Annotated in this window: 2 protein-coding genes; both read left to right on the top strand. The window is 71.7% G+C overall.

Features of this window, described 5'->3' with window-relative positions:
* Positions 1–4314 (top strand): SDR family NAD(P)-dependent oxidoreductase (locus ACJ73U_RS28370; protein WP_407780784.1); only part of this gene is annotated, 4314 nt, incomplete at its 5' end.
* Between the two features lie 29 nt (positions 4315–4343).
* Positions 4344–12158 (top strand): amino acid adenylation domain-containing protein (locus tag ACJ73U_RS28375; protein WP_407780785.1); only part of this gene is annotated, 7815 nt, incomplete at its 3' end.

Here is a 12158-nt window from a genome sequence, read left to right on the forward strand (position 1 = left end):
GCCGGGATCGCCGGGCTCATCAAGACGACGCTCGCGCTGCACCACCGCCGCATCCCGGCCAGCATCAACGTCACCACGCCGAACACCGCCGTGGACTGGGCCGACTCCCCCTTCGCCGTCTCCACCGAGACCCGCCCGTGGGAGACACCCGAGGACACCGCGCGCCGGGCGTCGGTGAGCTCGGCCGGGATCGGCGGCACCAATGCCCACGTCATCCTGGAACAGGCGCCGCAGCCCGACGGTGTCGACCGTCCGGCACGAGAGCAGGAGGTCGTGCTCTGGTCGGCAGCCGAGGAAGCCGCCGCCCATCAGCTGCAGACCAACCTGGCCGACCACTTCGACGCGCTGCCCGAGTCCGGCTTCGCCGATGCCGCACACACCCTGCGCGTCGGCCGCACGCCACGCGCGGTCCGGGGGGCCGTGCTCGCCACCGGCGCGCGTGATGCCGCACAGGCCCTGCGGGACCCGAGCCGGATCCTGCACCCCGACGCCACGGCGAAGCACGTGGTGTTCGCCTTTCCCGGACAGGGCGCCCAGCGGCCGCGCATGCTGCACGACCTGTACGAGTCCGAGCCCGTGTTCCGCACCGGCTGCGACGCGGGGTTCGAGGTCCTCCGGTCGGTCGTCGACCACGACCTGTACTCGATCTGGACCGCCGGCGACCCGGCCGCACTCGCCGAGACCTCGGTCGCGCAGCCCCTGCTCTACGTCCTGGAGTACGCACTGGGTCACTGCATGCTCCGCTGGGGTGTGCGGCCGCACGCGTTGGTCGGGCACAGCCTCGGCGAGCTCGTCGCGGCGGGGGTGGCCGGGGTGTTCGACTTCGAGACCGGCCTGCGGGTGGTCGCCGCGCGCGCCGCACTCGCCCAGCAGATGCCGAGGGGGCGCATGCTGGCGGTCAACGCGAGCATGGCCGACCTGGCTCCGCTGGTCACCGACCGGGTGGAGGTGTGCGCGATCAACGGACCCCGGCAGGTCGTGCTGGCCGGTCCGACCGAGACGATGGACGCGGTGCAGGCGGAACTCACCGAGCGCGGTCTGCAGAGCCGGCCGCTGCGCACCTCGCACGCGTTCCACACCGAGGCCATGACCGAGGCGGCCAAGGAGCTCGAGGCGCTGCTGTCCGAGTGCGAGCTCCGGCCCGCCGAGATCACCCTGGTGTCCGCGGCCAGCGGCGCGGTACTGACGGCGGAACAGGCGACGTCACCGGGCTTCTGGGCCCGGCAGCTGGTCGAACCGGTCAACTTCGACCAGGCGGTGTCCACTGTGCTCGCCGACGGCCCGGCGACCTTCGTCGAGGTCGGTCCCGGCCGGACGCTCGGCGCTCTGCTGCGGGGCCGGTCCGATGTCCGGGCGGGCGGTTCACGAGTGCTGGCGCTCACCCCGCGCGAGGAGAGCGGCTCGGCCGCTCGGGCGCTGGACGAAGCCCTCGCTCAACTGTGGGTGGATGGGCAGCCCGTGCGGTACTGGCACGAGCTCGGCGATCGCGGCTACCGGCGGGTCGCCGTGCCGGGGTACCCGTACCAGCGCCGCCGGTACTGGATCGACCCCCAGCCGCCGCCCGCCGCGCAGCCCACGGGCAACGGTCAGGTCCCGACCGACACCGCACCGGTGGTCGCGCCGGAACCCGCGACTGTCGAGGAACCCGGCCACACCTGGGCTGAAGCGCCGTTCGCCCTGGGGCACCTCGAATGGACCGCCGACCGGGTCGGTCGGACACCAGGCGTCAACGTACGTGTGCCGCGGGGCACGGCGCTGCTGGTGGCCGCCGGACAGGCCGACCCGGGACTGCGCGGCGCCTTCGGCCGGGCCGGGTACCGGTGTTCGACCGCGACCGTGGGCATGGACCTCGATCCCACGGACACCGCGTCGTGGGCAACCCTGCTGGACCGGCTGACCGAGCGGGGCGACCCACCCACCGTCGTTGCCTATGCCGCACCGCTCGACCTTCCGCCGACGGTGGACCTGCGGACGCTCGGCGACCAGCTCGCGACGACCGTGCACAGCCTGTATGCGTGCGCCAAGGCGATCGCTTCCTACCAGCGCCAGAAGCATCAGCCGGTCACCCTCGTCGTGCTCGGCCGGCACATGGTGGACCTCACCGGCGCCGAGCCGGTCAACCCCGCGGCGGCCACGCTGCCGGCGCTCCTGCGAAGCCTGGCACTGGAACTGCCGGGGATCACCACGGTCTGCCTCGATGTCGCGCCCGGCACCCCGGCCGACCTCATCGGTGCCGAACTGGGCGAGCTGCGCGATCCGCTGATCGCGCTGCGCGGGACCAGCAGGTGGTCGCCCCGGCTGCGACCGCTCACGGCCGGCGGCGGGGACAGCCGGTCCAGGCTGCGGTACCGGGGTACCTACCTGATCACCGGCGGCTCGGGCGGCATCGGGCTCGTGGTCGCCAATGCCCTGGCCGACACGGGAACATGCCCGAGGCTCGTCCTGATGAGCCGGTCTGGGGTGGCGCCAGGCGACCGGCGGACGCTCGACCGGATCGCCGAGATGGAGGCGCTCGGCGCCGAGGTCATGGCGATCGCGGGCGACGTCACCGATGCCGAGTCGCTGCGGGCGGTGGTGTGCGCCGCCGAGGCGCGGTTCGGTCCGATCCACGGTGTGGTGCACTCCGCCGGAATCGCTGGGGGCGGCCTGGTGGAACGCCGCGCCAGGACGGACATCGACGCCGTGCTGGCGCCGAAGGCGCGGGGCGTCCTCGTGCTGGACGACGTGTTCGCCGACCGCGACGAGCTGGACTTCCTGCTGCTGTTCTCGAGCCAGGCCGGCCTCGGTGGGCTGTACGGGAGCGCGGACTACGCCGCGGCCAACGCCTTCCTCGACGGCTATGCCCGCTCGTGCCAGGGGCTCGAGCGGCTCACCCTGTCCGTACAGTGGCCGGGTTGGGCCGAGGTCGGCATGGCCGCCAGGTCCGACGTGCCGTTGAGCATGCTGACCGGCGCGGCAGCGGATCCGTCCCGGCCCCAGGAAAGCGAGCACGCCACACTGACCAGGACCTTCACTCCGGGCGAGGACTGGGAGTTCGACGAGCACGTCTTCACCGGCCGTCCGGTGCTGCCGGGCACCGCGACGCTCGAACTGGTGCTGATGGCGGCCCTGGAGGGCGGCCAGTGGCCGATCGAGCTGCGCGACATCGTGTTCCTCTCCCCCATCGTCGGCGACGGCCCGGTGGAGGTGCGCGTCCTGCTCACCCCCATCGCGGGCGTACACCGGTTCCGCGTCCAGACCAGAGCCGCCGGCGGCCGGGACTCCTGGCAGGACTGCGCGAACGGCACGGTGGTCCCGGCGGCCGGCGGTTCCGGCGGTGACCTGACGTCCATCCGTGCGCGGCTGGCCCCGGCCGAGCACCTCGGCCTGGCGAACTGGATCGAGTTCGGCGAACGGTGGGAGGGTGTCTCGGACGTCCGCGGGGACCGCTCGGAACGGATGGCACGCATCGAGCTGCCCGAGAGGTTCCACGAGGACTTCGCCGCGCACCCCATGCACCCCGCGGTGCTGGACGGCGCCACCGGGGTGCTCACCGACGTCATCCCCGGCCACGAGTACGCGCCGTTCCTCTACCGCAGGGTTGTCGCCTTCGGTCCGCTGACCGGCGACGTCACCGTTCATTCGCGCCTGAGCGGGGACGCGGCGCGGCGGCCACGGCCGATCGACATCGACGTGTACGACACCCAGACCGGTGACCTCCTCGTCCGGGTCGAGGGGTTCACCGTCCGTGAGGTGAAGCAGGACGCGTTCAGTGCGCGGCCACCCCAGCCACGGCCGGTGCCCACCGCCGCGCAGACCCGGCCCGAGCCGGTGCGCCCCGGGCTGCTGAGCCCGCGGGAAGGTGCTCGCGTGTTCATCGCACTGCTCGACGCCACCACGCCACCGGTGGTCGTGGTGGACGCGGCACACGACGCACGACTCCAGGTTCCCGGTGTGGCCTGGACGCACGAGGAGCCCACCCCGCCACGCCCACGAGCCGAACCAGTCGCACCGCGCGTCCCGGTCCCGCCGCCGGCCGACGTGATCCCGTCACCAGTGGCCGCGCCGGCGCCGGTGGCTGGCTCCGCCGACGGCGCGCGGAACGGGATCGACCAGACGATGACGACGCTCAGTACACTGTGGACGGCGACACTCGGTGTCACCGACGTCGGGCCGGACGACGACTTCTTCGACATCGGCGGCAACTCGCTGGCCGCGGTCGCGCTCATCGCCCAGATCAAGGAGATCTTCGAGGTCGAGCTCAGCGCTGGGGCGATGTTCGAGCTCACCACGGTCCGGCTGATGGCGGACGAACTGCGCAAGCAGCGGCAATGAGGCAAGAGTGCGGGATACCGGCTCGGCCGGTGCCCTTCCCGGATCTGTTCGAGGCGCAGGTCGCGAAGGACCCCGACGCGACCGCGATCATCGTCGACGAGGGCAGCTGGTCCTACGCGGAGCTCAACAGCCGAGCCAACCGGCTGGCACGCGAGCTGGTCAGCCGGGGCGTCGGAGCCGAACGGGTGGTGGCGCTGACCTCGGCTCGCTCACCCGACCTCGTGGTGGCCATGCTCGCCGTGCTGAAGGCGGGCGGCACCTACGTTCCGGTGGACCCCCGGTACCCGCAAGCACGGGTGGCCCACATGGTGGCCGACTGCGGGGCCTTCCTCACCCTCGGCGGCACCGACCTGATGGCGGTGCCGGCGGACCGACCCGACCACGACGTCGTGGACGACGAGCGTGCCGCACCCCTCACGGCCGACAGCGCGGCATACATGGTCTACACGTCCGGGTCCACCGGGACGCCCAAGGGTGTCGTGGTGTCCCATCGCGGCATCGCCGCCCTGGCACGGGCGCAGGCCGACGCGCTGGGCGCCGGACCCGGCGCGCGCGTGCTCCAGTTCTCCTCGCCCAGCTTCGACGCGGCCTTCTGGGAACTGTCCATGTCGCTGCTGCTGGGCGCCACCCTGGTGCTCCCGCGCGGTGACCGGGTACTGGCCGGGGACGCGCTGGCCGACATCATCGAGCGTCATCGCGTCACGCACGTGACGGTTCCGCCGTCGGTATGGGCCACCGTGCCCGTACGCCCACTTCCCACCGTGGCCACCCTGGTTCTCGCGGGCGAGGCCTGTCCGCCCGACCTGGTCGCGAGGTGGGCGACCGGGCGGCGGGTGATCAACGCCTACGGTCCGAGCGAGACCACCGTGTGCGCCACCATGAGCACACCACTGACCGACGACGGCGAGGCACCGATCGGCCGGCCCGTCACGGGCACGCGGGTGCACGTGCTGGATGATCGCCTCGGGTCGGTCACGCCGGGAGACGTGGGTGAGCTCCATGTCGCGGGCGACTCACTTGCCAGGGGCTACGCGCACCGGCCGGGACTGACCGCGGAGCGGTTCGTGCCCGATCCCTTCGGACCGCCCGGTTCGCGGATGTACCGCACGGGGGACCTGGTTCGCCGGACCCGCGCCGGTGCGCTGGTCTTCACCGGGCGTGTCGACGACCAGGTCAAGATCCGCGGTCACCGGGTCGAGCTCGGCGAGGTCGAGCACGCGCTCATCGCCGCTCCCGGCGTCGCACGAGCCGCCGTGGCCGTGCACGGTGACCACGCCGGTGATCGGACGCTCACCGGCTACGTCGTTCCCGCCGGGCGGACCGAGGGGGACAGCCGTGCCCAGGTCGACGAGTGGCGGTCGGTGTACGACTCCCTGTACGGGCTTGACGTGCCGGACCGTGCGGGTGACTTCTCGGGATGGGTGAGCAGTTATACGGGTTCGCCGATCCCGACGGCGGAGATGGTGGAGTGGCGGGACGCGACCGTCACCCGGATTCGGGAGTGCGGGCTCGGGCGCGTGCTGGAGATCGGTGTCGGCACCGGGTTGTTGTTGTCGGAGCTGGCGCCGGACTGTGCGTCGTACTGGGGCACGGACATCTCGCCGCCCGCGATCGAGCGACTGCGTCGCAAGGTCGGTGGTCGACCGGAACTGGCCGGTGTCGTGGAGTTGCGGTGCCAGCCCGCCGACCTGGTCGACGGTTTGCCCGCCGGGTTCTTCGACACGATCGTGCTGAACTCGGTCGTGCAGTACTTTCCCGGTGTCGAGTACGTGGTGGACGTACTGGAGAAGCTGTCGGGGTTGCTCGCACCCGGCGGCCGCGTGTTCGTCGGGGACGTCCGCCTGCTGCGATCCCACCGCGGCCTCTGTACCGCGGTCGAGGTGGGCCGTGGGCGGACGGACGGTCTGGCCGACGCCGTCCACCGAGCCATCGCCCAGGAGAAAGAACTGCTGCTGGAGCCCGAGTTCTTCACCGGGCTGGCCGGCGTGTTCGGTGTGTCCGGTGTGGACATCCGGCTCAGGCGTGGCCGGGCGCACAACGAGATGACTCGGCACAGGTACGACGTGGTGCTGCACACGGGTCCGGTCGACTCGGTCAGGTCGGTACCGAACCTGCCGTGGGGCGCTGAACTGGACAGTCTGGACGGGCTGCACCGGATTCTTCGCGAGCAGTCTCCCACCAGCCTTCGGGTGAGCGGCATCCCGAACGGCCGCGTCGCACACGAGACAGCGGCCGCTCGCGCACTCGAGTCCGGCGCGCCCCCGGCGGACGTGGAGCGAGAACTGCGGGCACGCCGGGGAGTCGACCCCGAAGTGGTGGCGGTTCTGGGGGAAGAGGCCGGATACCGGGCACTGGTGACCTGGTCCAGCACGCCGACAGCGGGAACATTCGATGTCGTGCTGCTACCCGCGAGCGCCGTCGCCGTCGCCGTCGCCGACGTCTACGTCCCTCTCGACCCGCCACCGCCCAGGCCGGCCAACGACCCGGTGAACCCGCGGAAGGGCGCCGCCCTGCTGGACGGGGTCCGCGCACACCTGGCCGACCAGTTGCCGGAGCACATGATTCCACGGCACTACGTGGTGCTCGCCGAGCTTCCGCTGAGCCCCAACGGAAAGCTCGACCGAGCGGCACTCCCCGCGCCGCGGCCCGGCTCGTCCGCCGGCGGGCGAGCGCCTCGATCACCTCGCGAAGAACTCCTCTGCGAGCTGTTCGCCGCGGTGCTCGGCCTCGACCGGGTGTCCATCGACGACGACTTCTTCCGGCTCGGCGGCCATTCCCTGCTGGCCACCCGGCTGGTCAGCCGGATCAGGGCGGTGCTCGACGTCGACCTGACCATTGACGCGATCTTCGAACGGCCCACGGTCGCCGGACTGTCCACCGTGGTCGACGCACTCGGCGGGTCACGGCCCCGGTTGGCCCGCCGACCGACCGCGGGCGAAGTTCCGTTGTCGTTCGCGCAGCGGCGACTGTGGTTCATCCACCGGTTCGAGGGGCCGAGCCCGACGTACAACATCCCACTGGCGTTGCGGCTGCGCGGCCGCCTTGACGTGCCGGCACTGCGCCGCGCGCTGACCGATGTCCGCGCACGACACGAATGTCTGCGCACGGTGTTCCCGGAACACAACGGTGCGCCACACCAGGTGGTACTGCCGGACGACACGCCACTGGAACTGCCGGTGCGGGACGCGAACGAGCAGGACCTGCCCGCGCTGCTGACCGACGTCGCGCGGCGGTCCTTCGACCTGGCGAGCGAAGCACCCATGCGGGCCGGGTTGTTCCGGTTGGCTGCCGAGGAACACGTCCTCGTCCTCGTCATCCACCACATCGCCGTCGACGGCTGGTCGATGGCACCGCTGTCCACCGACCTGTTGACCGCGTACGTCGCTCGCCGCGCCGGCACCGAGCCGGACTGGGCGCCGCTGCCGGTCAGGTACACCGACTACACCCTGTGGCAACAGGAGCTCCTGGGGGACGAGGACGATCCGGGCAGCGTCGCCGGGACTCAGCTCGCCTACTGGCGGGCGGAGCTGGCCGACCTGCCCGACCGGATCGACCTGCCGGTGGATCGCCCGCACCCACCGGTCGCGTCCTTCTCCGGTGACATCGTGACGTTCGAGCTCGGCGACGAGCTCCACCGGCGGATGATCGACCTCGCTCGACAACACGACGCCACGTTGTTCATGGTGGTGCAGGCCTCCGTGGCCGCGTTGCTGACCCAGCTCGGTGGCGGCACGGACATCCCGATGGGCAGCGGTATCGCCGGCCGTCTTGACGAGGCTCTTGACGATCTGGTGGGGTTCTTCGTCAACACGGTGGTGTTGCGTACCGACACGTCCGGTGACCCGGGTTTCACCGAGCTGGTCGGACGGGTACGCGCCAGGGCGCTGGCCGCATACGCGCACCAGGACATCCCGTTCGAGCAGGTGGTGGAGGCCCTCAACCCCGCTCGTTCCGCCGCGCACCATCCGCTGTTCCAGGTGATGCTCGCCCTTCAGAACACGCCCCCCGGCCGGTTCACCCTCCCCGGTCTCGTGGTTCGGCCCGAGCCGGTGCGGCCCGGCGTGTCCCGTTTCGACCTGTTCTTCAACCTGGCCGAGAAGCAGGACGCCGACGGCCGGGGTATCGACGGGTACGTGGAGTACCGCACCGACGTCTTCGACCGGGAGACCGTCGAGTCGCTAGTGGACATCTGGCGGCGGCTGCTGGAGGAGTTCACCCGAAACCCGCGACGCTCCATCGGTGCGGTGCCGATGCTCGCCGGCCGCCAGGCCGACCGGATGCTCGCCGTAGGCCACGGCCTCGCCGTCGGGACGCGTACCGCGACGCTGGCGGCGCTCTTCCAGGAGCAGGTCGCACGCACCCCGGACGCGCCGGCACTGGCCGCCGCCGGGGAAACGCTCAGCTATGCCGAGCTGAACGAACGAGCGAACCGGCTCGCGCACGAGCTGATCCGGCACGGCGCCGCCCCGGACACGATCGTGGGGCTCGGTTCCCGCCGTTCGGTGCACGCTGTGGTGGCGATCCTCGCGGTCAGCAAGTCCGGTGCGGCGTATCTGCCGCTCGACGAGAGCCGCCCGGAGCACCAGCTGCGGCAGATGTGGACCGAGGCGCACGCCGACATCCTGCTGGCGGACGGTTCGTCGGCACTGCCCGGCCTGCTCGGACCCCGGACGACGATCACCCTCGACGACGATGTGGCCGGTCCGGTCACCGATCCCCCGCCACACGGGCATTCCGACGCCCTCGCGTACGTGATGTACACCTCTGGGTCCACCGGCAGGCCCAAGGGCGTCGCCGTCACGAATGCCAACGTGTCCGCGCTGGTGCTCGACCCGGTGGTGCGTGCGCACAGCACCCGCGTCCTGCTGCACTCGCCGCTGAGCTTCGACGCGTCGACCTACGAACTGTGGGTGCCGTTGCTGACCGGCGGACAAGTGGTGGTGGCGCCCGACACCGGGCTCACCCCGGAAACCCTGCGCGGACTGGTCGAGGCACACCACGTGACCGCCGTCTGGTTGACCGCCGATCTCTTCGCCGCCTTCGCCGAGGAAGCGCCGGACTGCTTCACCGGTCTGCGCCAAGTGCTCGCGGGCGGCGACGTGGTGTCGCCGGATGCTGTTCGGCGCCTTGCCGAGGCGTGCCCGGCGGTGGCGTTCGTCAACGGATACGGTCCGACCGAAACGACCACGTTCGCCGCCCGGCATGCCGTGCCCGACCCGGTGACCGTGCGCCATACCGTCCACATCGGCGGGCCGCTGGCAGGCAGGCGGCTGTACGTGCTCGATCCGGCGCTGAACCTGGTGCCGCCGGGCGTGGTGGGGCAACTCCACGTCGCGGGTGCGGGAGTCGCACGCGGCTATCTCGGTCGTCCCGCCGCGACCGCCGAGCGGTTCGTGGCCGACCCGTTCGGGCCGGCCGGGGACCGCATGTACCGCACCGGCGACCTGGTCCGGTGGACGCGCGATGGCGTGCTCGAGTTCGTCGGACGGGCGGACGACCAGGTCAAGGTCCGCGGGCACCGGATCGAGCCTGCCGAGGTGGAACTGGCGCTGGCCACGCATCCGGGGGTGGCCGAGGCGGCGGTGATCACGCGGGAGGACATACCGGGTGACAAACGGCTGGTGGCCTATGTGGTGCCGCGCGACGATCCCGCGGCGGGAGGTGACCAGGTCAGCGAGTGGCGGGAGATCTACGACGCCCTCTACGACACACCGGGCGGGCGGTGGGGCGAGGACTTCTCCGGCTGGGTGAGCAGCTACGACGGCGCCCCGATCCCTCCCGCGCAGATGCGCGAGTGGCAGGCGGCGACCGTCGACCGGGTCAACGAGCTGGCACCCCGGCGCGTGCTGGAGATCGGCGTCGGTACCGGCCTCCTGCTCTCGCGACTGGCACCGGACCGCGAGGCGTACTGGGGTACGGACTTCTCCGGCCCGGCGATCGAGGCACTGCGCGAGCAGGTCGCGCGACGACCCGACCTCGCCGGGATCGTCCGGTTGCGCCGCCAGCCTGCCGATGTCACCGACGGCCTGCCCGTCGGGTTCTTCGACGTGGTCCTGCTCAACTCCGTGGTGCAGTACTTCCCACACACCGAGCACCTGCTCGACGTGCTTCGCGCGGTGCTGCCGCTGCTCGCGCCGGCGGGACGGATCTTCGTCGGCGACGTGCGCGACCTGCGTACCCAGCGGGTCCTCTACACAGCGGCCGAGCTGGTCAAGACCGACCGGCACTCCACAGTGGAGGCGATACAGCTCGACGTCGAGCGAGCGGTGGCGACGGAACGCGAGCTCCTGCTGGCACCGGAGTTCTTCACGACGTTGCCCGGGACCGTTCCGGCGGTGACCGGGGTCGATCTCCGGTTCAAACGCGGCGGCTACCACAACGAGTTGACCCGTCACCGGTATGACGTCGTTCTGCACACCGGCGACCCGGCGGCGTTCCAGTCGCTCGCGGACATCGAAACCGTGCGGTGGCAGGACACCGCGGTCGGCGTGCTCGACGTGCTCGCGGATCGTCGGCCGGACGCCGTACGCCTGAGCGGAGTGCGCAACGCCCGCACGGCGCACGAGCTCGCCGCCGCGGAGTCGCTGGCGGCGGGAGCGTCCGCCGACGAAGCGCGCGCCGTTCTGGACACGGTCCGCGGCGCCGATCCCGAACAGCTGTGCCGGCTGGGTGAGCGGCACGGCTACTGGACCGCCATCGCACCGGCTGCCAATGGCACCGTCGACGTGCTGTTCGCACGGCCCGGGTGGCTGGCCGGCCGGGCACCGGTGGACCTGGCGGTAACCCGTTCCGCCCTGCCGACGAGCAACAACCCGATGGCCGCCCGGCATGCGAACGACCTGGTGACGACACTGCGCGCATGGCTGCCCGGCAGGCTGCCGGAGTACATGCTGCCCTCGGCGGTGGTGGCGCTGGACACGTTGCCCCGCACCGCGAGCGGGAAGCTCGACCGCCGGGCACTGCCGGCACCGCGGTGGACCACGCGGCAAGCCGGCCGAGCGCCAGGAGACCCACGCGAGGAGATACTCTGCCGGCTGTTCGCCGAGGTGCTCGGCGTTGCCCGGGTGACCGTCGACGACGGGTTCTTCGAACTGGGCGGCCACTCCCTGCTGGCGACCAGGCTCGTCAGCCGGATCCGCACCGTGCTGGACGTCGAGATCGCCATCCGCGAGGTGTTCGAGACACCGACGGTGGCCGGGCTGGCCCGGCGGCTCGCCGTGGGTGGCACGCGTCGCCCGCCACTGGTACCGGCACCGCGTCCGGAGGCTCTGCCGCTGTCCTCCGCCCAGCAGCGACTGTGGTTCCTGCACCGGCTGGAAGGGCCCAGCGCCACCTACAACATCCCGCTGGTGCTGAGACTGTCCGGTCGGCTGGACGTGCCCGCGCTCCGCGCCGCGCTGGGCGACGTCGTGCGTCGGCACGAAAGCCTGCGCACCGTGTTCCCCGACCGCGGTGGGCGTCCCTACCAGCACACCCTCGACGCGGAAGCCGTCGACGTGGCCCTGCCGCTGACGGAGACGAGAACCGAGGACCAACTGCGGCAGGCCCTGCGACACGCGGCACGGCACGGCTTCGACCTCGCCGTCGAACTCCCGGTCCGCGCCGAGTTGTTCGTCACGGGACCGCACGAGCACGTGCTGCTGGTGCTCGTGCACCACATCGCGGGCGACGGCTGGTCACTCGGTCCACTGGCGCGGGATCTCGCCGCGGCGTACACGGCACGCGAGCAGGGCGGCAGACCACAGTGGACGCCACTGGCCGTGCAGTACGCCGACTACACGTGCTGGCAGCGGGAGCTGCTCGGTTCCGCGACCGACCCGGCCAGCCCGCTGGCCATCCAGACC

Source organism: Actinophytocola sp. (assembly GCF_045807065.1).
Taxonomy (GTDB): Bacteria; Actinomycetota; Actinomycetes; order Mycobacteriales; family Pseudonocardiaceae; genus Actinophytocola.